The 21,926-nt window shown below is 66.9% G+C and carries 16 protein-coding genes and 1 pseudogene; 8 read left to right on the forward strand and 9 right to left on the reverse strand.

Annotated features, from left to right (window positions below; genetic code table 11):
* The first annotated feature begins 385 nt into the window (after positions 1 to 385).
* Entirely contained in the window at positions 386 to 1,813 is a 1,428-nt protein-coding gene (locus ACZ6DT_RS33400; RefSeq protein WP_465602797.1) for an MFS transporter, read from the forward strand.
* 34 nt (positions 1,814 to 1,847) lie between these two features.
* Complete coding sequence (gene soxR, locus ACZ6DT_RS33405) at positions 1,848 to 2,351, forward strand: redox-sensitive transcriptional activator SoxR (RefSeq protein WP_465602799.1); 504 nt, start codon at positions 1,848 to 1,850, stop codon at positions 2,349 to 2,351.
* A 96-nt stretch (positions 2,352 to 2,447) separates the two neighbouring features.
* Here the strand turns inward: soxR and ACZ6DT_RS33410 are convergent, their stop codons facing one another.
* Positions 2,448 to 3,803, reverse strand: a complete 1,356-nt coding sequence (locus ACZ6DT_RS33410; RefSeq protein ID WP_465602800.1) for a carotenoid oxygenase family protein — start codon at positions 3,801 to 3,803, stop codon at positions 2,448 to 2,450.
* Positions 3,804 to 3,922: 119 nt separating this feature from the next.
* Between ACZ6DT_RS33410 and ACZ6DT_RS33415 the strand changes: the two genes are divergently transcribed.
* A complete protein-coding gene (locus tag ACZ6DT_RS33415; protein ID WP_465602802.1) occupies positions 3,923 to 4,453 on the forward strand; it encodes a TetR/AcrR family transcriptional regulator in 531 nt (176 codons plus the stop codon).
* A gap of 940 nt (positions 4,454 to 5,393) precedes the next feature.
* On the opposite strand, the gene ACZ6DT_RS33420 is transcribed toward ACZ6DT_RS33415, so the two are convergent.
* The 3 genes from ACZ6DT_RS33420 to ACZ6DT_RS33430 all read right to left on the reverse strand — a co-directional run bounded on the left by ACZ6DT_RS33420 (position 5,394) and on the right by ACZ6DT_RS33430 (position 8,799).
* Complete coding sequence (locus ACZ6DT_RS33420; RefSeq protein ID WP_465602804.1) at positions 5,394 to 5,927, reverse strand: GNAT family N-acetyltransferase; 534 nt, start codon at positions 5,925 to 5,927, stop codon at positions 5,394 to 5,396.
* 663 nt (positions 5,928 to 6,590) lie between these two features.
* Complete coding sequence (locus ACZ6DT_RS33425) at positions 6,591 to 7,448, reverse strand: phosphotransferase family protein (RefSeq protein ID WP_465602805.1); 858 nt, start codon at positions 7,446 to 7,448, stop codon at positions 6,591 to 6,593.
* 526 nt (positions 7,449 to 7,974) lie between these two features.
* The gene (locus ACZ6DT_RS33430) at positions 7,975 to 8,799 is read right to left on the reverse strand and encodes an SAM-dependent methyltransferase (protein ID WP_465602935.1); all 825 of its coding nucleotides are present in this window, start codon (positions 8,797 to 8,799) and stop codon (positions 7,975 to 7,977) included.
* 785 nt (positions 8,800 to 9,584) lie between these two features.
* Here ACZ6DT_RS33430 and ACZ6DT_RS33435 point away from each other — a divergent pair.
* Positions 9,585 to 9,881 (forward strand): annotated as a pseudogene (locus ACZ6DT_RS33435) (peptidase inhibitor family I36 protein); the annotation flags it as partial.
* Between the two features lie 341 nt (positions 9,882 to 10,222).
* Here ACZ6DT_RS33435 and ACZ6DT_RS33440 read toward each other — a convergent pair.
* The gene (locus ACZ6DT_RS33440) at positions 10,223 to 10,957 is read right to left on the reverse strand and encodes a phosphotransferase family protein (protein WP_465602806.1); all 735 of its coding nucleotides are present in this window, start codon (positions 10,955 to 10,957) and stop codon (positions 10,223 to 10,225) included.
* 451 nt (positions 10,958 to 11,408) lie between these two features.
* On the opposite strand from ACZ6DT_RS33440, the gene ACZ6DT_RS33445 reads away from it, so the two are divergent.
* The 4 genes from ACZ6DT_RS33445 to ACZ6DT_RS33460 all read left to right on the forward strand — a co-directional run bounded on the left by ACZ6DT_RS33445 (position 11,409) and on the right by ACZ6DT_RS33460 (position 14,417).
* Positions 11,409 to 11,621: a hypothetical protein gene (locus ACZ6DT_RS33445; protein ID WP_465602808.1), complete on the forward strand. Its 213-nt coding sequence runs from the start codon at positions 11,409 to 11,411 to the stop codon at positions 11,619 to 11,621.
* Positions 11,622 to 11,907: 286 nt separating this feature from the next.
* Entirely contained in the window at positions 11,908 to 12,120 is a 213-nt protein-coding gene (locus ACZ6DT_RS33450) for a DUF3072 domain-containing protein (RefSeq protein ID WP_465602810.1), read from the forward strand.
* A 117-nt stretch (positions 12,121 to 12,237) separates the two neighbouring features.
* Entirely contained in the window at positions 12,238 to 13,140 is a 903-nt protein-coding gene (locus ACZ6DT_RS33455; protein ID WP_465602812.1) for an alpha/beta fold hydrolase, read from the forward strand.
* A 68-nt stretch (positions 13,141 to 13,208) separates the two neighbouring features.
* A complete protein-coding gene (locus ACZ6DT_RS33460; RefSeq protein ID WP_465602813.1) occupies positions 13,209 to 14,417 on the forward strand; it encodes a PP2C family protein-serine/threonine phosphatase in 1,209 nt (402 codons plus the stop codon).
* 156 nt (positions 14,418 to 14,573) lie between these two features.
* Here ACZ6DT_RS33460 and ACZ6DT_RS33465 read toward each other — a convergent pair whose 3' ends face one another.
* The 4 genes from ACZ6DT_RS33465 to ACZ6DT_RS33480 all read right to left on the reverse strand — a co-directional run bounded on the left by ACZ6DT_RS33465 (position 14,574) and on the right by ACZ6DT_RS33480 (position 21,661).
* On the reverse strand, positions 14,574 to 14,741 hold the full coding sequence (locus tag ACZ6DT_RS33465; RefSeq protein WP_465602815.1) for a hypothetical protein: 168 nt from the start codon (positions 14,739 to 14,741) through the stop codon (positions 14,574 to 14,576).
* Positions 14,742 to 15,127: 386 nt separating this feature from the next.
* Positions 15,128 to 15,937, reverse strand: a complete 810-nt coding sequence (locus tag ACZ6DT_RS33470; protein ID WP_465602937.1) for an ESX secretion-associated protein EspG — start codon at positions 15,935 to 15,937, stop codon at positions 15,128 to 15,130.
* Positions 15,938 to 16,706: 769 nt separating this feature from the next.
* On the reverse strand, positions 16,707 to 17,078 hold the full coding sequence (locus ACZ6DT_RS33475) for a hypothetical protein (protein WP_465602817.1): 372 nt from the start codon (positions 17,076 to 17,078) through the stop codon (positions 16,707 to 16,709).
* An 11-nt stretch (positions 17,079 to 17,089) separates the two neighbouring features.
* A complete protein-coding gene (locus ACZ6DT_RS33480; protein WP_465602818.1) occupies positions 17,090 to 21,661 on the reverse strand; it encodes a DUF6531 domain-containing protein in 4,572 nt (1,523 codons plus the stop codon).
* Between the last annotated feature and the right edge of the window lie 265 nt (positions 21,662 to 21,926).

Genomic DNA, 21,926 nt, shown 5'->3' on the forward strand with positions numbered 1-21,926 from the left:
ATGGAGGCGGCCTCAGGAGTTCCTGCGGAGCGTCATGATCCGAGTGACTGAAATCGGTCCGTCGCGGTCGTGTGCCTGTGAGCCCTGGTTGTCATCTGCGAGCGCTATCTGTCACCAAGATCGTTGTCGGCCGCAGCCACCGGCCCCGCGACGACTCGACCGCCGTGGTCGGCGACCGAACTGACCACACATGACTGACCACACGTGCTCGACGGCCTCGTACAGACATGCCTTCACCAGCGCGTTTGACATCAACTTAGGTTGAGCTGATGGGCTGCTCGCTGTCGACCTCAGGACAAGAAAGCGAACAGCTATGGCGAACAGCACGGACAGAACGACCACAAATCCCTCTCCGCAACCGGCTTCGGTGGATCGACCGTCTCCGTTGACACTTCCGGTGGTCCTGGTCGGCGTCGTCCTGGTGGCGATGTCCATCTCGGGGACCGCGGTGGCGCTGCCGAGCATCGGCCGTGATCTCGATACCTCCGGCTCCCCGTTGAACTGGGTCGTGGCCGGTTACAACCTGGCCTTCGCGGCCATGACGCTCATCACGGGATCGGCGGCCGACCGGATCGGCAGGCGACGGGTGTTCGTCGTCTCGGCGCTGGTCTTCGCGGCCGGATTTTTCGGGACGGCGCTGAGCCCGGCGATCGTCGTCACCGACGTCGCCCGCGTCGTCTCCGGTGTCGGCGGTGCCGGGATCATGGCGGCCGGCGGTGCCATCCTCGCCTCCAGCTACGAGGGGGCGGCCCGCAATCGAGCCTTTGCCCTGATGGGCACCATGGCCGGGGTCGGCATCGCCATCGGCCCCACCCTGTCGGGCTTGCTGATCAGTGCTACCGGCTGGAGGGGGAGCTTCGCGGTCTTCACGGTCATCGGCTTGCTGGTCGCCTTGGGCGGGACCCGTGCCCGCGAGTCCCGCGCGACCGACACCGGCCGGGCGGACTGGGTGGGCAGTGTCCTGTTCGTCGCCGCGCTGGCATTGCTGATGTTCGCGCTACTGGAGGCGCCGTCGCTCGGCTGGTCCCACCCGGTCATCCTGCTCACCGGGATCGCCGGCCTGGTCGTGCTGGTTGTCTTCGGCGTCGCGCAGCGGCGCAGCGCCGCTCCGGTACTGGCACCCGAACTGGTCGCCAATCGCGGTTTCCTCGGCTGGAGCCTGGCGACCCTGACCACGTCCGTCGGATTCCTCGGCGTCCTGGTCTTCCTACCCACCTACTTGCAGGCAGCGGCCGGGCTCTCCCCCGCCGCCTCGGGGGTGACGATGCTGTTGCTGACGGCCCCGGTGCTGATCATGCCCATGGTCGCGGTGGCGCTGGTGAACAAGGGCGTTCCGGCCCGGCTGCTGATCATGATCGCCCTGGTGCTGGTCGTGGCCGGGAATCTGTGGCTGGTGACGTTGAACGCCGAGGACGCGGTCGCGGTCGTCGCGGCGCCGCTGGTGATGATCGGGGTGGGCATGGGTGCGTCCTTCGGCATCACCGACGGCCAGGCCATGGCCCTCGTCCCGGCCGACGCCGTCGGCATGGCGGCCGGCTTCCTCAACACCCTGCGGGGAGCGGCCGAGGCTCTCGTGATCGCCGCGTACAGTGCCTCCATCGTCGGCCTCCTCACGGCGAGGCTCGACGACCCGGCCCACGCCGCCAAGGTCGGCGCCGGACGCCTCACCGGGGGAGCCGAGGCGGTGGAACTGGACGCCTTCACCTGGTCATGGCAGCTCACCCAGCTCGGCGTCGGCCTGCTCTGCCTGGTCCTGTCGATCGTCGTGACCGTCCTGATCCACCGCCGCGCGACGTCCCGTCGCAGCACCTGACCACCGGCGTCCCGAACGAGCGAGGAGCGGACAAGTGCGCGCCAGTCCCGAGGACCATCTCACGATCGGTGAGGTCATCCACCGGACCGGCGTGCCCGCCTCCGCCTTGCACTTCTACGAACGCAAGGGCCTGATCTTCAGCGAACGCACCGGCAACAATCAGCGGATCTTCTCCCGGCACATGCTCCGCCGGATCTCCTTGATCCTCGTGGCCAAACGCCTCCGCATTCCGCTGACGGACGTCGCCGAGGTCTTCGTCGGCCTCCCCGCCGATCGCGCCCCCACCCACCAGGACTGGCAGCGGGTCTCCCGGCGCTGGAAGCGACAACTGGAGGAACGCCGCCGCGCCCTCGAGTCCCTCGAACACGAACTCACCGGTTGCATCGGCTGCGGCTGCCTGTCGATGAAGGCGTGCCTGCTCCTCAACCCCGACGACGCCCTCCAGGGCCGTGGCCCCGGACCGGTGCGGCTCCAGCAGCCCAGCGCCCCCTTTACCAGCGGCCTCGCGGCCCATCCGCACGATGAGCACAAGACCTGACGCATGAAGCCAGCGACAGCACGGACGACAGACCGTCATTGACGGGGCGAAAGTGAGCCCCCTGGTGACCGATACCTCTCACATTCGGTGACCGAATCACGCGACGGGAAGCCAGCTGCCGTGCAACCCCAGTGGGACGCGTGCGGGCAGATGGACCCTGGCGAGGGGTTCGCCGGCGAAGTCTTGGGCGGCCAGGATCACCAGGTCCGCCGCGCCCCGATCGGGGTTGTGGACGTAGACCAAGTTGTAGCCGTCGTCCTCCGCTCCCGTCCGGCCCGCGGGGACGAACACGGTCTCGCCCGCGCTCGCGTCACGGCCGAACTCGTGTGTTTCGGTGGCACCGGTCAGGAGGTCGTGTTTGAAGAGAGCACTGCTGAAGCCCTCGTCAGGGCGGTCCGGCTCGGTGGTGCTCGGTGTGGCATAGAGTTCGGCCGCCGTCGAGTAGCCGAAGCGGTAGGGCTTGCCGCTGAAACGGCCGTTCAGGCGCGGGAAGTCCTGCGGGCGGTCGTGCAGCGGCGTTCGCGTGACGCGGTTGAGCGTGAGGTCGGCGGTCCAGCGTTCGAGCACGGGCTTCGAGGCGCCGATGTCGGCGAAGTCCACCGGCCGGGGATGCACGACCACATCCACCACTATTTTGCCGTTCTCCTCGAAGGCGTTCAGGGTGTGACCGACCATGACCGGTGCGGTTTCCAACCAGCGCACCGTCCCGCCCGCTCTCGGCAGCAGACCCAGCCGTGAGGGCAGGTCCCGGTTCCAGTGGAACGGCACCCCGGTCGCCAGGCGCTCGGGGTCGAAGACCATCGGGGATTCGTAGAGCACCACGTAGTGCTCGGTGAGCGCGAAGTCGTGCATGTACGGCAGGGTCGGCGCCGGGATGTCGGTGACGCTCCGGTTCTCCCCGTCGGGCCCGATCACGATGTGCTGCACGAAATCCGCGCCGTAACGGAAGGCCAGCGAGTGCAGTTCGCCGGTCGCGTGGTCGTACTTGCTGTGCGCGTTGGCCGAGAAGCCCTGTGCCGTGGCACCCAGGGAGGCGGGTCCGACGGTGTCGAGTTCACCGGTCAGCTCGTACGGGGCCAAACCCCCTTCGATCAGCGCGTAGAGACGCCCACCGTGGCTTGCGACCTGGACGTTCGGCGCGAAGTCCATCCGCTCGTCGGCGACCTGCCCGCGGCGCGGTTCCCCGAGCCGGTCGGCCACGGAAGCCGACCGGACCCAGCGGTTGCGGTACCACTCGGCGCGGCCGTCGCGCAGGCGCACGCCGTGGACCATGCCTTCCCCGAGGGTCCAAATGTGCGCCGCCGCGTCTTCCAGACCAAGCGGGTTCGGGCCGATGCGCAGGTAGCGGCCATCGAGGTCGTCCGGGATTTTTCCGGTGATGGGCAGGTCGAAGGCGGTGATCTCTTCGGCGACCGGGGCGAAGTTGCCAAGGATGTAGCGGTTGGGGTTCATCGTCATTCCCTCGTGCGAGGCCGGCTCGTTCCGGCACCAACGACCATACAAGCGTCTTATACGTTTGTATAAGACGTATGTATAAGACGCTTGTCACAGTCTCCCGCTAGGATCAAGGCATGGGACAACGAGAGGACCTCCTCGACGGAGCCAAGCGCTGCCTGGTCGAACGCGGCTACGCGCACACCACCGCGCGCGATATCACCGCCGCCTCGGGTGCGAACCTCGGCTCCATCGGGTACCACTTCGGCTCCAAAGAGGCCCTCATGAACGAGGCCATGATCGAACTCTCGACCGAGGCGGTCGAGCGGCTGCGCGAACCGGCCGGAACGTCGCTGACCGCCACCTGGCAAGGCCTCATCGACTCCTTCACCGAGCAGCGCGACATGTGGACCGCCGTCCTCGAAAGCGCCACCCAGGCCGTCCGCTTCCCGAACCTCCGCGAACGACTCGCCGACGCGCAGGACGAAGCCCGGAAGGTCCTCGGCGAACGCCTGTCGCGCACCGATGCCGACGCGGCCGGCGCCGTCCAGTTCGCCCTCATCGCCGGCGTGATGATGCAGCACCTCGTCGCTCCCGAGCGGGCTCCCAGCGCCGAAACGGTCATTCGCGGCCTGAAGGCCCTCGCCGGTGACCCTTCGCCGGAGTGACCCGCTCCGACGCCGGGTTCCGATCCGGCCCGGATCACCGCTCGTGTCCAGCCGCGATCGCTACGTCGTTGTCCCGGTGGTCACCCACGTACATCGTCTCGGCGGGATCATGTGGATGACGAGCCGACCCTGGACCTTGACGAGCGTGCGCGGCTTGGAGAGCTGAAGCGGCAGCCCGGGAATTCGAAATAGAGAGCGAGTTCCCAAAAAAGTGCGGCGTACCTTGCTCAGAATGAACAGTGACCGGTAGTACGAGTTTATCGAGTTGCGAAGGTTGAAGAGAAGAAGTACGCCTACCCTGTCACGTTCATGTGTGGTCATCTCGGCGTGCCCAAATCCGGGTTCTATGACTGAAGTCCTGGCCGGAGTCAGCCAAGGCTGAGCGGCATGACCCGCTCGCCGAACGACGTGGTTACCGCGGCGGCGGACCTCCTCTCGCCGAACCCTTCCATGGTCATGAACGGCCCCGCTCAGCTGGGAGCGGCGCTTTTGACCGCCCGCAGGAACAGGTGACACTGGTCAGTGCGGTCGAATCCGGGTCCTCCGGCATCGGGGGGCCCTCACCGGCGACACTGATCAGCTTCGGAACCGAGTGATCGTGACATCCGGAGTTGAACATGCTCGACCCTGGTACCACCGATTCCGAAAAGCAGGTCCGGACACCTCGAGCGCTCACCGTCCGAACCTACTTTTCGGACCGCAGCTCAGCGTCGTTCGGTTCCGCAAGGTTCGGCTGGACAGGACACCCGGGATGTCCTCTCTGGAAGAAGTCGGCGGAGTCCGGCGTAGGTGGCGGGCTGGTTGGCGGGTGTCCGGGCAACACGACGGGACGCGGCTTCGTAATCGGCATGGTGGTCATGGGCGCTGGGAGTACTGCACGGAGCGGAACCCCGCCACCCTGCGCGACGTCAGCTTCTCGTTCACGAGGCTTGGCTCCGGGTCAGTCCGGCGACAGGAACACGACGATGTCGGTTTCCTTGCCCGGCCGGGGCTCGGGTTCACGCCATCCGATCCGGCGGTAGAAGGCGAGCGTGTCGTGGGCTTGGTGCCAGGTCAGCAGCCAGGCGCGAGCGTCGGGTGCGGTCGCGGTGAGATTCGACAGCAGTCGCCGTCCGAGTCCGGTCCCGCGGGTGCGGGGACGCACCCCGAGTTCGTCGATCTCGAAAGCTCCGACCAGCAGTTCACCGACCCGGTCGATGCCGAGCCGCTCGGTGACCTTGGAGTAGGCGCGATCGGTCCGAAATGGAGCCGAAGTGGTCCAGCCGGTAACGAAGCCGTCTACCTCGCCGGTGTCGGAAAAGGCCAGGATGGCGCGGAAGCCGGGACGCTGGGCATCTGCCTCCAGCCGCTCCCGAAACGCCGACCGGGTTTCGTCCGGATCTTGATGTTCCCATGGCGGAGCGGTGAAGACGTCGACGTAGGCGTCGACGAGCTCGTCCGCGACGGTGACGACATCGGAGCCGAAGTACCTCATGGTGACTGAAGATACCGACGCAACCTGACTGATTCCAGCACGCCGGACGACGTCGACTTCGAGCCCGTCGACGGCCACAAGCGCACCACCGAGCCGGACATGCCCGATCCCGTTGTCACCGATTCCGCCAACTAGGTCCGGACACTTCGCCCGTTCGCGTCCGGATCTATGTGGCGAGCCGCAACTCAGCGGCTCGTTCCGCCCCCAAGTTCGAGTGGACAGGACAGCACGTGTCTCGTCCGCCTGAAGTTATCGGATGTGCGGAGCTAGTTGTCGATGGTGATGTCGGTGTCCGGAGGCACTTGTCGGGGCTGGTGAGGCGGCGCTGGCGCCGCCTCAGCTGGACGGTGTGGCCGGGACACGCGATTTCCTGACCTTACGAACGCCGTTCACTGGCTGGTGGATGACACTTGGCGGGATTCGGAGTACCCGGTGTCGTCGGTCGGAACAATTCTCGCAACGGTGATGAGGTCGACGTGATCCGCGCGGTCGTGGCCGTGTCGGGTCGCCAAAGCGCCGCTGCTTCGGATGCGGCCTGGTTCGCTGACAGTGGCTGGCGCACTGACCTGCCTGGCATCGTGAACCCCGAAAGTCGACTCCCTTGGCTCGTGGGCAGGCACGTGCGCCGTGACGGCGCGACCAGCGGCATGTGAGTGCCTTCCGCTATTCGGCGCCGAGAGCGCCGAGTGCGGGCCACGGCGGACCCTGGCGGAGCAAGGACAGGATGTTTCGGCCGTGCTGATGCCCATCCGGGAAATGATCACGAATGTCCCAACGCCAGGCCGCGACCATCGCAAGCACGAGTCGCCGACACTCCGCGAGCAGAACTTGATCGACGTCCGGATAACGCGCGCTGACCTCCTCCGGCACCTGGGCCATATCAAACTCGACGGGGCCACGGCAGCACGTCTCCAAGTCGATGAACAGCAGGCCGTCACGGGTATTGAGGAGGTTGCCAGGATGCGGTTCGCCGTGCAGCAACTGATCGGCAGCGCCGCGGCTGTGGATCCGTTCACGAGCGCTCCGCAGCGTGCTTAGGAGGAGATGCCGGTCGGCCTCGGTGAGCGCGGGGGTTTGGTCTCGGCGCGTGACTAACCGTTCAGCCTCTGCGGCTCGGTCCAGGAAATGCGGGGTCGTGATCTCGACGCTTCGCATGCCGGTATGAAGGCGTTGGAGCGCGTCTGCATATGCGCCTGGGAAATCCAGACCAGGAGTCACAACGTCGTAGTAAGTCCAGTAGGTCACGGCGAAGCCGTCGCGTTCGTAGACCCGCGGCTCAACCCGGGGCTCCAGCGCGGCGACGGGGCTCGCGGTCGCAGCGAGTCGCAGAGCGAGCTCGACCTCAAGCGCGGCTACCTCTTGCCCCACCAAGGCTACTCGGGCGAAGACGCCACACGGCAGCAGACGTAGAGCGAGCATGTTCGAGTTGCGAATCACGACTGCGTCGTCGACCCGCAGATGCAGCTCTCCTGCCAGTGCTGTCGCCGCGGCCATCGCACGCGAAACGATCTCCGTCTCCACTACGAGGATCCTCGCACGTGCTCGCTCATCGGCATGAGCGGACGCTGGCTTGTGTCCTTCGATACGCAACACCAGCTTGGGTCATCGAGAAGATCGAGTCCTGACGACGCGAGCACAAGTGGTGGAGCGCCGGGGGTGCTCGCGTCACCGGTCTGCCCGACGAGGACCGTGTGGAACGGACCGCTGGGATGGCGACAGCCCTACCAGCTCGAAGACCACGCAGCCGCGACCGGCACATTTGTCACCACCCGCGGTGCCGCGCCGAGGACACCAGCACGGACTGACCCCATCCCAGATCCCAACCCGGCCCAGTCGCCACCGATGCCCGGTGTCCCAGCCTTGTGCTTCCCGGGAAGGGGGTACTGCACCCGCTCGACGACGCGGCCGAAGTCAACACGCGACCTCGGCCGGTCGGGCTGGAGCCGTTCACGGAAGCAGACCTCACCGCGGCATATCCCAGCGTCGATACCATGCGAGGCACGTAAACCCCGTGAAACCTAGCCCGCTGCTCGGAAGTCTCTTGTGTTCAGTGGGTGCGTGCCACGCCGGCCAGGCCGCGCGAGCGTGGAGCGTCCTTGTCTGCGCCAGGGGTGTCGGGGCGCCATCGAGGCAGCCATACCAGACCGGGCTCGACCAGCTCCAGGTCTCCGAAGAACTCGGCGATCTGCTCACGCGAGCGCATGATCGCAGTGTGGTTGGTCCGGCGCCCGTACTCCTGCGCCACCCGCTTACCCGCGTTCTGCGTCTCCACATCCTCAGGCGCGACATGAATATGCGACACCGCCAGAAAGCTGCCCGGCGGCAGCATCGCCCGGTGAAAACCCAGCGCGGCATGCGGATTCCGCTCATCGGGCATGAAATGCAACAGCGCCACCAGCAGCAACCCGACCGGCTCGCTCCGATCGATCAGACCGGTGTCCAGCACGCGGTCCCACAACTGGCGCCGGTCGAAGAAATCGGCATCCAGCGCCGCGTGCCGGACCGGATCCGCCGTCTCCTCCAGCAGGATCTGCGCGTGCGCTCGGGCGATCGGTTCGTTGTCGATGTACACCACCCGGCACTCCCCCGGCGCCACCTCATCAGCGACCTCGTGCACATTGCCCTGCGTCGGCAACCCGGACCCGATGTCCACGAACTGCCGGATCCCTTGCCCCACCATGAAACGGACAGCACGACCGAGAAAAGCCCGGTTCGCGCGGGCGAAGTCCCGGATCTCCGGCAGCACAGCCAACTGCTTCTCGGCGAAAGCCTGGTCGACGGCGTAGTTGTGCGTCCCACCGAGCAGGTAGTCATACACCCGCCCCACCGAAACCTTGTCCACCGACGCGGCCACCCGTGCGGCTTCATCCATGCTCATCCCGATCCCCCAAGGATCATTTGGCAGGTGGTACAGCAAGTACCGGCACACTACCGGGTCCGGAACAGCTCGAGGTCCGAATCATCACCTCGTATGACGCTGACATGACGAGTTCCGATCAGGCAGCGCCTTTTGGCTGATCCTGCACGCGGGCTGGTCGCCCGGACGCCGACCGGGCGTCGTCGCGCGGCCGGCCCTGCCCCAGGCGCTCCAGTTGACGGACAAGGTCGGCAGACCTTGGTCGTGGCGCCACGGCTCGGTCGTCTTCCGGGGCACGGGTCCGGAACCTGTTCATTCGACGCGGCGAACCAGTATCCACACCTTGGGGGCCGACTCTGCCATGCCCTATTCGCGATGCACCGCACCCGAATGAATGAAAGTCATGAGCGTCAACTGTCTGGCACAGTCATCATTTTAGCTATTTTGTTGGCGAGCAGATGCGGGTATCGCCGTCGCGACTGCGCTGAGATACGATTTCCCGTTGCCCGGCCGGCAGTACCCAGAATCGACCGGTTCTCGATGGCCGCCAAGAGAAGTCCCGCACGAGCGGCAAGGTCGTGCGAGAACTGGCCTATTGTGCTTGTCACGGTGCGCCATGAGAGCTGGCGCCCGGAGCAGCAGCAGGGCCAAGAGATACCAACGAGGAGGTTCGCGTGTCGAATTTTGCTCACCGTGTGGCCAGAGCGATGACGGTGTTGGCCGGCTGCGTAGTGATGATCATGGGTCTGACGAGCGTCGCCAGCGCCGCACCGGCAGCTCGAAATTGACGCTGTGAGGTCGGCGAGTTCTGCCTGAACTACAACCTGAACTTGTCGGGTGCGGTGTCTGATTTCGTCACCTCCGTCCCCAACTACGGTTCGTCGCAGCCGACGTGCTACGAATTCATAGGACCTGGAGCCGGCGCGGGTCAATGCATGAAGAACAAATCGAAATCAGCACAGAATCGTTCCAGTAAGCCGGTTACCGTGTATTTCAACAGCAATTACGGTGGCGATTCCGAAGTGTTCGCGCCAGGCGCAGCGCGTAACTTGAAGTCGTCACTCAGAAACAACGTGGCCAGCCACCGATTCGGCTGACAAGCTTCCCCGGAGTCTCGCCGCAGCGGGCAGGGCGCGAGCTGCCCACGCAAGATCGAAAGCGCGACGGCGTCGAGCGCTAGCGGCCGGTCGACGTCGGCCGAGGTGCCGTGATCGACGCCGTCGTCGGTGGTGCCGTGGTGTTTGCGGGTGGAAGCCGATGAGGAAAGCCCTGATATCGGCTTCGTCCTTGAGGACCAGGCTCGTGCCGGAGAAGAACTGCAAGAACAGTCCGGAAACAGGGGAAAGTTCGGGGTCCGTGAGTCACGCCACCACTGTTGGACGCGTTCGACGATCGCGGTGTGGCCGGAGACATGGGCTCGGCGTGATTCGAGCCTGCTTCACATAGTGGCTTTCAGTACGTCGATCTCGCAGCCCGGCGCGGCCGGATCGAAGCCGTGCTCGGCCAGCCAGCGGATCCCCAGCAGGCTCCGCAACGACCACCACGCGCGGATCACGTCGCGGTCGACATCGGTGCCGTAGCCGGCGACGACGTCACCGAGGTGTTCCCCGTGGCCGAGCGTCAAGGTGGCGAGATCGAACAGGGCATCACCCCGTGCCGCCTCGGTCCAGTCGATCACGCCGGTGATCTCGTCACCGTCGACGAACACGTGGCTGACCTGCAGGTCGCCGTGCGTGAACACCGGTGTCCACGGTCGGAGCGCGGCCTCGGCGACCTGGCGGTTCCGCGTGACCAGCTCGGCGGGGAGGACGCCGTTTTCAAGGAGCCACTCACATTCGGCGTCGAGTCGCGATGCGAACTCGCCGGGGCTTCGGCCGGGCCGGGGTGGTAGCGGCGCGTCGTGCAGCATCCGCACGGCGGCACCCGCCGCGACCCAGGCCGACGGCGACGCTGTCGACGGTTCGCCGAGGCGGCCGAGCGCCTTGCCCGGAAGGGCGGCGAGCGCGAGCACGGGCGGCTTGCGCCACAGGACCTTCGGAGTCGGGATCGGGGCCAGGGTCATCGCCTCGACCTCGATGTCGGTACGCGCCTGATGGGCGTCGATCTTCAGGAACACGTCGCCGACGCGCAAGGTCGCGCATTCATGATGGGCGACGACGACTTCGACATCCATACCTGCCATTGTCGCGAAAAAGGCCACCGACGTCGCCGGAATTTTCGGTTGAGGGTGAATCCTGGCGGCTTGTGATGTCACCACCAGGTCTGATCAACGGTTTTCTCCCCCATCCGGTGGCGGACGCCGGTGTCCTGTCCGGGCGAAGGCGGAGGATGCCGCCGTGCCGACGTTTGATCATCTCCTGGGCGGGGCGCGCATGCGCTGGCCGAGCGGTGCGAGGTCGCCTACGCCGACCTGAACGGGATGCCTACCTGGTGTTCGGGGCCGACCTCGGGTGGACGCGTGACTAGGTCACTCCGTTTCGGCCTCCGGTCGGCGGTGCACCAGGCGTTTAAGCCCGCGTAGCGTCTTGGCCATGTCCAAGGGACAGAAGCCCGCTCTACGCTTCTGGGGACTGGTGGGCCGCGTGGCCGGGTCCCTGTTCGGAGCTGGCCTGACAGTCTTGGCCGTGCTGATCATGACAGGCGACACCGCCGTTATAAACGGCGCGGGCGAGCCCACCACCGATATCTTCACCCGCATACTGCTCGGGCTGGTCTACGGCGTCTTGGGGCTGACGACCGTGGGTGCCGCGATCACCGGCTTCCCCGAAGGGCCGCACAGCAGCAGCGGGCCCCCTGGCGACGACAGTGGCGTCGACGGCGACGCCGACGTCGACTGAAAGGCCCGCGGCACAGTCGGCAACTTCTACGGCTGTGACCTTCACGACGTACGCGAGCACGACCTTCCGCCTAGCGACCATGCCGCCTGACCGAGGTCGCAGCCGTCGGGCCTCGGTGTACCGGGTTCCTGCCGCTGGAAGTCCTCGACGAGCGAGCGCGTCGCTCTCCGGCTGCCTGCGAATGCATTTCGCGGCAGGCGTGGTCGCGCCCGACCATCCGGAGGTGTGTCATTGCTCCTGACTGGGTAACCGCTGCACGACTGTGCACCAAACCAAAGGACGTCAAATGAGTGACAGCACGCAGCCGAGCGATACTCCGAGCCCGGAGAAACCTCGCGAGGACTGGGCGACCGGCGACGAGCCGATGACCGGGCCCCAGCGCTCCTACCTGGGCACTCTCGCCCAGGAGGCGGGCGAGACGGTCCCGGAGACCTTGACCAAAGCAGAAGCGTCAGAGCTGATCGACCGGCTCCAGAACCAGACCGGGCGTGGGCAATAACGCGCCTTCCGCATCGGCACGCGGATCCTGCCCGGCACAGCCGACATCATGTCCCTGCCGGTGACCACGGCCACACCTTTGCCGCCGCAGCCGACACAGAACGGACCGGTGCGTGCCATGGATGACCAGACCGAATCACTCGATCACCCAGACGGCGGCGCAGCTCGCCTGGTTGCTACGTTCGACGGCGGCGGAGCGGGATGTGAGGATGCGCGGATGGATGTCAGGCGAAGGAACAACGTCGTCGTCACGGGGCCCCCGGACGGGCAGGTGGTGATGCTGGCGCACGGGTTCGGATGTGACCAGAACATGTGGCGTCTGGTGGCGCCGGTGCTGGCCGAGCGCCATCGCGTGGTGTTGTTCGACTACGTCGGTTCGGGGCGATCGGAATGGTCGGCCTGGGATGAACGGCGGTATTCGTCTCTGGACGGTTACGCACGCGATGTGCTGGATATCTGCGAGGAACTCGACCTGCGCGAGGTCACGTTCGTCGGGCACTCGGTGAGCGCGATGGCGGGCGTGCTCGCGGCGAAGGCGGCGCGCGAACGGTTCGAGTCGCTGGTTCTGCTCGTACCGTCGCCCCGCTACATCGACGATGGGGACTATCGCGGTGGGTTCAGCGCCGAGGACATCGAGGAACTCTTGGAGTCGCTGGAATCCAACTACCTCGGCTGGGCGTCGGCCATGGCGCCGGTGATCATGGGCAACCCCGACCGGCCGGAACTGGGCGAGGAGCTGACCGCCAGCTTCTGCGCCACGGATCCGGCGATCGCCCGGGTGTTCGCACGCACGACCTTTCTCTCCGACTCGCGCGCCGATCTGGCCGGAGTGGACATCCCGACGCTGATCCTGGACTGCACCCAAGACGTGATCTCCCCGCCGGAGGTCGGTGCCTTCGTGCAGGCGTCGATCCCGGGCAGCCGGCTGCGCACCCTCGACGCGGTCGGACACTGCCCGCAGCTGAGCGCACCGGAAGCGACGGCCGGCGCCATCCTGGAATTCCTGGAATACCGGAATTGATGTCCCCCCGCGGGCATTGCCCGCCACAGCAGCCCGACGACGCGGGAACGGACGTATCCTTCTCGGCCTTGTTGGAGGACAGCGCCGAGGAGCTCTACGAGAACGCTCCCTGCGGTTATCTGTCCACCCTCATGGACGGCAAGATCGCGAAGATCAATGGCACGCTGCTGGAGTGGCTGGGCTACCGGCGCGACGAGGTTGTCGGCCGCATGCGGTTCTCCGACCTGCTCAGCGTCGGCGGGAAGCTTTACCACGAAACGCATTTCGCGCCGTTGCTGCACCTCCACGGCGAAGCGAAGGGCATCGCGCTGGAATTGCGCACCGCAACCCGCGACCAGTTGCCGGTGCTGGTGACCTCGGTGGTGAAACGCGGCAGTGGAGGCGAGCCACTGCTGATCCGCACCACGATCTTCGACGCGCGCGAACGCCGCTCCTACGAACAGGAACTCCTGCGCGGACGCCGCATCGCCGAAGAAGCGCGCAAGCACGCGGACGCCGACCGGGCACGATTGCAGCAGGCGCTGGCGGTCCTGCAGAAGAGCTTGCTGCCCGCGGCCCTGCCGCAGGTACCGAACCTCCGGTCCGCCGCCCACTATCACACGGCCTCTCCCGACCAGTTGGGCGGCGATTTCTACGACCTGTTCCCGCTCGCGGGCGACCGGTGGGCGTTCTTTCTCGGCGACGTCTGTGGCAAAGGCCCCGAGGCGGCGTCGGTGACCTCGCTCACCCGTTACACCCTGCGCACCGCCGCAATGCACAATCCCGACCCGATCGCCACGCTGACCACATTGAACGCCGTGCTGTACCAGCGATACACCGGCGGTGACCCCCGTTTCTGCACAACGATCTTCGGCACTCTGGAACCTCAAGGGGACTCCATGCGGGTGCGGCTCGCCGCGGGTGGGCACCCGCCGGCGCTCATCACCCGCGCGGACGGTGGGGCCGACTATCTCCCCACCCCGGGCGGAATGCTGATCGGATGCCTGCCCAACCCTGTCTTCACTGCGGCCGAGACGGTGTTACGCCCGGGAGACACGATGCTGCTCTACACCGACGGGCTCACCGAAGCTCGCATCGGCCACGACCGTGCCCTCTACGGCGAGGAAGCCCTCTGCTCCCGCGCCGGTGCACTGGCGCCCGTATCACCGGAAGCGCTCATCGCCGACCTCACCGACCTGCTAGACAGTTTCGGTGACGGCCTCAGCGACGACGCGGCTCTGCTCGCCCTCGGCGTCACACCCATCCAGGATGACGAATTGCCTCATCAGGGCACGTGACGTTGCCGCCCATGTCGGCGGAGGAAGCTGCCGTCGACGACGCGGCGGTCGTCGGCGGGTTCAGGCTGCGGCCACTTAAGGGGCTCCGTAGGAGTCGATGAACGCCGGACCACCGAGAAAGAGGCCGCCGCGGATCACGGTCCGGTTCGACGCGGATCACCCTGACATCATGCCGCCCTGATCGCCACCGTCACCCTCTTTCCCCGTGCCTTCGTCCGGGTATGGTCGCTGATCACGGAACGTCGGCTCCGTGTGCTCCTCCGCAAAGTCCTCGTCCGCCGCCATACTCTCGGCGGTCACCGGGTCGATCTCAGGTGTGCTCATCACTGTTCCTCCTGACTACGCCCTGTTCACGTGCGAACTGGGTTCCCTTCCGGACATGGTTGAACCATGCATCCGCGGACGCCGGTCACGTCGAACCGTGGATGGGCCCACCTCGTCGGCCCTGCCGCACACGGCCTGCTGTGGGACCGGTCACGAGCGAGTGGCCGACACCGCGGCCGACGCCAACGAGATGTAGCCGAGCTTGGTCAGTAATGTGGCGTCGAGATCCTGCCCAGATTTTACGCTGTCGTAGTTGTTCGGTTTGGCCTCAAACCCGCCCATGACGTCCGCACCGGCGTTGTGCAGCGTCCACTTGGCGTTCCCGCACCGCGAAATGCAGCGGCGTATAGGTGGTGCGTTCTTCGGCGGAAGCCACGCACAGCAGATCACCAGAGATGACTGAACGCACCTGTATCGCGTGCGGGCCGGCTCTCGATGAAGTCATCGTGTGCGAGACCTCTGATCCTGGCCGCCAACGTAGCACCGTCGGCAGGCATGAGCGTGACCGATCCGTAGCTCGGTACGACGATGTACCGACCATCAAAACTGTCCACGAAGGACAGTGGGCGGCTGACTGTCAGTTCTTTCCCGGCAGCTCCCGATCGCGCCGCACTCGCCTGTCCGATCGCCGTCGCCCTCGACAGGACACGCAGGAACCACTCCGCGCTGTCAGCGTCCACCCCGTGCTCGATCAAAGATAGCTTTCCCTGGCTGAGCAGCCCCGATCGCCGCCACTGCCGACCCGACCGGATCAGAGCGAGTTCGCCAACGCGGAGGGGCCGCCCGCAACCCGGCTGGGCGTCCGGCAGTACCTCGAGCATGCCTTCCGCCATTCTCGTCGCGTTCATCCATCCCAGTTCCACAGACTCGTCCCGCATTATCACGCGCAGCGCCCGGCCGGTGGGCTGAGGAAAACAGCCGATCGCCACCCGTGCGGCGGAGTCGCCGTAGCGCAAGGACAGCGCAAGGTCGCGGGCGTCCATCGCCTGCAACGCCTGCCGCAGGTCGTCGTCGAGGTTGTCCGCGTCTCCGAGACCGTGGGATGCCAGCCATCGGTGTGCGCGAACACGACACTCCTGTCGCTCCGCTTCATCGCGGCCGTGGCGGCGCACCACAAGAGACGACGGCATAGGTCCGAGGCCGAGCCGTTCCCACACCACTTCGTAAACCAGCGCAGGAAGGGTGGGCAGTGTCATCGTCACAGAACTGCGGATCATCTCGACACCACCGCCTGCCTGTTCGCCGGAGCGGGCCCGAGCCCGGTTCGTAGTAAGTTTTCCGGCCACGGTCGCCGGCCATGGTTCGAGTCGGTCAGAATTTCAGCCTCCCGAAATCGAAACGCCACCAAGACCCGTCGTCCGGTTCGGCCGACACCTTGACCGTATACGTTGTGATCGCGTCGGCGGCGGAATCCGTCGGGTCACTCCCACGGTTCGCCCGCCGTTGCGCGAGGCACCCCACGTCGGGGAGGATGCGGTGAAGTCGCACGTGTCCAGCATCCTGCGCAGCTCGACCTGGGGACCACATCCCTGGGTTCGCCGCTCCAAGGCCCTGGCGAGCCCTAGTGAGGCAACGCGGTGCTGGTCAAAGCCGTCGAGATGCTCGAGTGGAGTAAACCGCTGGTGCTCGCGGTGAACGAGGCGTGTTCATACGAGGTCAGCCGGCTACGACCGGCCTTGGGCCCAACGCGGACACTGTTCGTCGCGGCACGCGACCTCGACGGCTCGGTAACGCTCCGACCGCGCTCGCGCACTGCCAAGATTTGATGAACCCCGTTCACCCAATTCGGTTACCACGAGCGCAATCCGCCGAGGCCGCCGGGCGAATACCGTCACGGCGACGAAGACCCGGCCCCGGAAGGCATGGCCTGGCAGACGGTCGCTCCCCCGGAGCGGCGATCGGTGGGGTGATCGTCGCCAAGCGGGCACGTTCGACCGGCTGCCGACAAAAGGTGAGGCCGCGAAGCTACTCCGGTTTGATGAAGTCGCCCCGCGTCCAGCGGCGTTGGGCGGCTTCCCAGTCGACGTCCTTGAACCAGGAAAGACGCTCGAGGGCTTTGTCCCACGAGTAGGTTCTGGCCGAGCGCAGGGTTTCCGCGAACCGGCTGCTGGAGATCTCCAGGAAGTACCGGTCGCGGAAGCCGGTCTTACCCTCGCGTTCCCACGCGGCGGGGACGAGGGCGACCGTCACCCGGTCGGCTAGGGGATGGCGCATGGCCACGATGGCTTCGGTGCCGTCCTCCGGGCATCGGAGAACCTCGGGCGGCGGCTCGGAAAGCCCTTCGCCGACCAGCCGCCACCACACATGACTGTCCTCGCACTGCATCATCCACCACACGGCTGCCTACCTTATCTACCGATATAAGAGGTTCGAGGCAGGTCGGGATAGAAGAAGTGGAGCTTGTGGTTGGTCCCGTTCCCCCAGACGTTGACGTGCGGTCCGACCTTCCCGTCGGTACCCCCGAAGTCGTGCCCCATCCGGTCGTCGCGCCAGCCGATCTTGCCGTCGTGGCTCTGGCGTCCGATGACCCCGTTCGGGCTCATCCACTTGTCCCCGCGGAAGTCGCTCATGCGGATCGCCTGCGTGCCGTGGCCCATGTCCCCGATGTACTCCGCGGCCGCCTGGCGCGCGGCCTTCCGGCTGGGGAACATGTAGCCACCCGCGCCGGACCCGGAGGTGTGCGGCCGGCCGCCGTACTTCCCGACGGCGTTGTTGAGCCGTCCCTCCGGGCAGGGGGCGAGGCCGAACGGGTCGACGAGCGCCTGCGGGTTCGGGACGTAGTTGTGCGGCTGGAAGCCTCCGCCCAGTCCCAGCGGGTCGGCGCTGCCGTAGCGCCCGGTCGAAGGGTCGTAGTGGCGGAAGAAGTTGTAGTCGAATCCGGTTTCCCGGTCGTGGTACTGGCCGGCGAACCGCAGCGGGATGGACACACCGGTGCTGCTCTGCTCGATCGTCTCACCCCACAGCGTGGCCCGCCGGTGCCACGCGATTCCGCCCTGTTCGCCGACGAGTTCGGCGGGGGTGCCGGCCAAGTCGGTCACGATCCCGTAGAACTGTTCGTCCACCCACTGCTGGGGCGCGTCGCGCAGGAACGAGCGCTCGTGCTGCAGCAGCGGCCGGAACGAGTCCGGCTCGTACTCCCACGCGGTCACCCGGGTCTGGGCCGCCGGGCCGCTGTGCGCCTGTTCGGTCACCACGGCGCCGTCCCAGGCGAAGTCGACCTGCTCGGCGACCGAACCGTCCGGGTTCAGCCGCAGTTTGGCCACGCGCCTGCCCATCGGGTCGTACCGGTACCGCCACTGGGTGCCGTCCGGGGTGCGTACCCCGATCAGCCGGTCTTCGGAATCCCAGGAGTACTGCCAGGTGTCGGGTTTGCGCGACAGGCGTTTCCGCTGGCGCAGCACGAGCCGCCCCTGACCGTCGTAGCCGTAGCGGACGCCGCCCGCCCGGAGCAGGAGGGTGCCGCGGTACTCCCGTTCGCCGATCTCCTCCGCGGGTGCCGCGCCCGGGGCTTGCGGCCAGACCGCGTCGGTCGTGTTGCCCGCCGCGTCGTAGAGGTAGCGCTCGGTCCAGTTCGGTCCGCTCACCTGGGTGACCCTGTCGGCCCGGTCATGGGTGAACGTACGGGGCCCGGTGAGCCGGTCGTGCATGGCGATCGCCTGCTCACCGGCGGCGTACTGGTAGGACCGCTGTTGCAGCACGTTCCCGCCGGTTCCGGTGAGCACCTGGCTGCTCAGCCGATGCTGGTTGTCCCAGCCTTGGGACAGAAAGAGCTGATCGCCGAAGCTGCGCTGGATCTCCTGACCGGCGACGTCGTGGACGAACCGCACCAGCCGGCCCGCGGATCGCAGGGACATCGGATGGCCGGCGGCGTCGAATTCCCACGCCGACGCCACGCCCGACGGGGTCTGCCGCCGCACCCGGCGTCCCACCGCGTCGTAGACCGAGTGCACGGCCCGGCCGTTGATGCTCTCGGAGACGACCTGGCCGAGCACGTCTCGCTGGATCACGACTTGGGTTTCGGCGTCGCGTGCCTCGACAAGCCTGCCCATCGGGTCGTAGCGGAAGGTCGCGCTCGTGGTGGCGTTGCCACGTTCGATGATGTTGCCCAACGGGTCGTAGGCGAGCCGGGTGACTTCCCCGGCGCCGTTGATGCGTTCGACGAGCTGACCGGCCGCGTCGTGCCGGTACCGGATCGTGCGGTTGTTGAAATCTGTTTCGGCGACGGTGTTCCCGGCCGGGTCGTACTCGTAGCGCCAGACCAGCCCCTGCTCGTTCGTGACGCTCACCAGCTGCCGCTCGGTGTCGTAACCGAAGCTCAGCCGGCTGCCGTCCGGACCGGTCTGCACGGATGGCAGGTCGAAGTACGTCACCTCGATCTGGGTCGTCCGCGCCTGCCTGTCGGTGTACTCGCGCAGGTTTCCCTCACCGTCGTAGGTCCAGCGTTCGCTGGTCCCGTCCACCCACTCTCGCCAGGCCGGTTTGCCGTCCGTGGTCCAGCCGAGCCGGGTCCGCTCGCCCAGCGGATCGGTGATGGAGGTGACCCGGCCGAACTGGTCGCGCTCGTAGCGGACGGTCGCGCCGAGCGGGTCGGTCAGGGAGACCGGGAGCCCGGCCCCGTCGGTGCTCATCCTCCAGCTGTGGCCCAGCGCGTCGGTGACGTTGCCGAGCCTGCCCCGCTCGTCGTGGTCGAAGGTCGTGACCGCCCCGGCGGCGTCGGTGAGCCGGGCGAGGTTGCCGTGCTCGTCGTACTCGCGGCGGACCACCGCGCCGTCCGGCTGGACGATGGTGACCGGCAGCCCCAGCTCGCCGTACTCGAACCTGGTCTGCGACCCGTCGGGCCGGGTGACGGTGACGGGGTTGCCCGCGTCGTCGTAGTCGAAGCGGCTGATGCGGCCCAGCGGGTCCGTCCGGCGGAGCAAGCGGTCGAAGCGGTCCCATTCGGACACGATCGTGGCGCCGAGCGGATCGACTTCCCGGACCACCTGGTCGGCTTCGTTCATCTGGAACACGCTGCGGTGGCCCAGCGAGTCGGTGAAATACGTGGTGCGGTTCTCGGTGTCGTACTCCAGGGTGCTGGACAGGAACCCGCCGGATCCTTCGGTGCGCACGCACCGGCCCGCGCCGTCGTAGACGTAGCGATACCACTTGTCGTTGCGGTCGGTCCAGCCGACGATCCGGCCCTCGACGTCGTAGTCGAAGCGAGTGGGCAGCCCCGAGGGGTTGATCACCTCCGTGAGCCGGCCCGCCGTGTAGCCGTAGCGCATGAGCTCGGTTTCACCGCCGTCGGCGGCGATCGCGTGCAGGGCCGTGACCAGGTTGCCCGCGGTTTCGATCCGGATCCGGTACCCCGCGCTGTGGGTGATCTCCTGAGGCACTCCCCGCTCGTCGTAGCCGAAGTCGATCCGGTTGCCTTTCCGGTCGGCGATCGACGACACGGGCAGCACCGCCGCGCCCGGCGCGAAGGACAGGGTCAGCGCCTGGGAACGGTCCTCGATCAGGTAACCGCCGTCTTCGCCACGGCACAGCAAGCGTGCCGGTCCCTGGTCGCTGGACACCGCGGAGCCGGGGGCCGGTACCGGATAGTGCTGAAGGGTCCCGTCCGCGGCGGCGAAAGTGACGCCGGAGTCGTCCACCTCCAGCCGCTGGTCCACTGTGGACACCCAGCTCGACCCGAACCAGCGGCCGGCCCGGTGGTTCGAGAAGTGCGTGCGCTCGAAGACCAGCGGGAGAACGCCGAGGAACTCGGCATCGGTCTGGTCGAGCACCATCTGCCCGGTCGACACGTCGATCGGGTCCGTCACACACCGCGTGTTGTCCGGCGAACGCGGGTTCGGCTTCTCGCCGCGCAGTCCGCCACCACCGCGTGAGCCCGACGGACCGGTACCACCGCCGGAACCGCCGCTTCCGTGGGATCCCCCGCCACCGGCTGGGGAGTCATGACCGCCGGACGACTGCCCGCCGCCCGAGCCCTGCCCGTCCTTCCCGCCGCCATGATTTCCACCGCCGGAGGCACTGCTCGACGAGGTGCCGTCTCCACCGCCGTTCCTCGGCGGCGGGGAGCCGTGGTCACCGGAGGGGGTGACGCCGTCGTCACCGTTCTTGCCGCCTTTGCCGCCGGGCGGGCCCTTCGTGTCGATGCCCTTGGGCTTGTCCGGCGGCTTGGACTTGCCGCCCTTGAGCCCCTTGAGCGCCTTGGTGGCGTCCTCGAACAGCGTCCCGGCCTTCTTCAGCAGCGGCATCAGGGCCTTGAGGGCTTTGACCAGCTTGGTGGTGACCTGGGCGATCCTCGACGCGGTCTTGGCCACCGCGGACACGACCTGCGGCACGACCCAGGCCAACCCGATACCGAGGGTGAACACGACCTGCAACGCCCAGGAGATCAGGTGGCCGATCAGGTCGGCGATGGTGTCGCGCACCAGCGATCGCACGGCCGCGACGATTTCACCGGCGGTCTTGACTCCGCTGGCGGCGCCTTCGGAGCCCTTCTGGGCGCTGGCGATCAAGGCCGAGGTGTCGTCGGCCCGTTTACGGTAGGCGTCGGCGGCGTCGCCCTTCCACTCCTGCAGATCCTTCTTGACCAGATCCGTCAGCTCCGCCGCGACGCTCTCCAGCTCTTTGGCGACGTTGATCCACGTCTCGGCCTGGGCCTTGACCTCGTCGGCGTTTCCGGTGAGCGCGTCGAGGGCTTCCTTGAGCGGGCCGACGTGCTCCATCAGCCAGCCGACACCGGCGGCGAAGACCGCGCCGAACGGATCCATCACCGCGGTCAGCACGTCCAGAGCGGTGCCGACGGCGCCGATCGCGACCGCCGCCCAGTTCTTGCTCTCGATCGCTTCCTTGAGCCCCGTCGCATCCTCCAGCAACGGAACCCCGGCCACCGCCGATGTCTCCTTCACCGGTGCGACCAACGGATTAGCCATGCAGCGAACAACCCCTCGTGAATCCGACTCGACCTGGACGCGTCCGCCGACGCTAGTGATCTTCGGGCAGGGACACCACGAACACGCGGACCTCTGCCCGAACGACTACCCGGGATTGCCTGAAAACCCTTGCCAGCAAGATTTCCGGCATCGATCATTCGATGTCCCCCGCCGGTGCCGCGGTGACGCTCGAACGAACAGGCGGCTCAGTCGCCCGCCTCGAGCCCTGACCTGCAACGCAGAAAGCATCCGGCAGCGGAGGCAG

The organism is Amycolatopsis sp. NPDC041971 (genome assembly GCF_055588925.1).

Bases quoted from the DNA above. Each gene is read 5' to 3' on its own strand.
- ACZ6DT_RS33465 (WP_465602815.1), bottom strand. From the start codon at position 14,741: ATGAGCACACCTGAGATCGACCCGGTGACCGCCGAGAGTATGGCGGCG.
- ACZ6DT_RS33410 (WP_465602800.1), bottom strand. From the start codon at position 3,803: ATGAACCCCAACCGCTACATCCTTGGCAACTTCGCCCCGGTCGCCGAA.
- ACZ6DT_RS33430 (WP_465602935.1), bottom strand. From the start codon at position 8,799: ATGGATGAAGCCGCACGGGTGGCCGCGTCGGTGGACAAGGTTTCGGTG.
- ACZ6DT_RS33480 (WP_465602818.1), bottom strand. From the start codon at position 21,661: ATGGCTAATCCGTTGGTCGCACCGGTGAAGGAGACATCGGCGGTGGCC.
- ACZ6DT_RS33455 (WP_465602812.1), top strand. From the start codon at position 12,238: ATGGATGACCAGACCGAATCACTCGATCACCCAGACGGCGGCGCAGCT.
- ACZ6DT_RS33450 (WP_465602810.1), top strand. From the start codon at position 11,908: ATGAGTGACAGCACGCAGCCGAGCGATACTCCGAGCCCGGAGAAACCT.
- ACZ6DT_RS33470 (WP_465602937.1), bottom strand. From the start codon at position 15,937: ATGACACTGCCCACCCTTCCTGCGCTGGTTTACGAAGTGGTGTGGGAA.
- ACZ6DT_RS33420 (WP_465602804.1), bottom strand. From the start codon at position 5,927: ATGAGGTACTTCGGCTCCGATGTCGTCACCGTCGCGGACGAGCTCGTC.
- ACZ6DT_RS33440 (WP_465602806.1), bottom strand. From the start codon at position 10,957: ATGGATGTCGAAGTCGTCGTCGCCCATCATGAATGCGCGACCTTGCGC.
- ACZ6DT_RS33415 (WP_465602802.1), top strand. From the start codon at position 3,923: ATGGGACAACGAGAGGACCTCCTCGACGGAGCCAAGCGCTGCCTGGTC.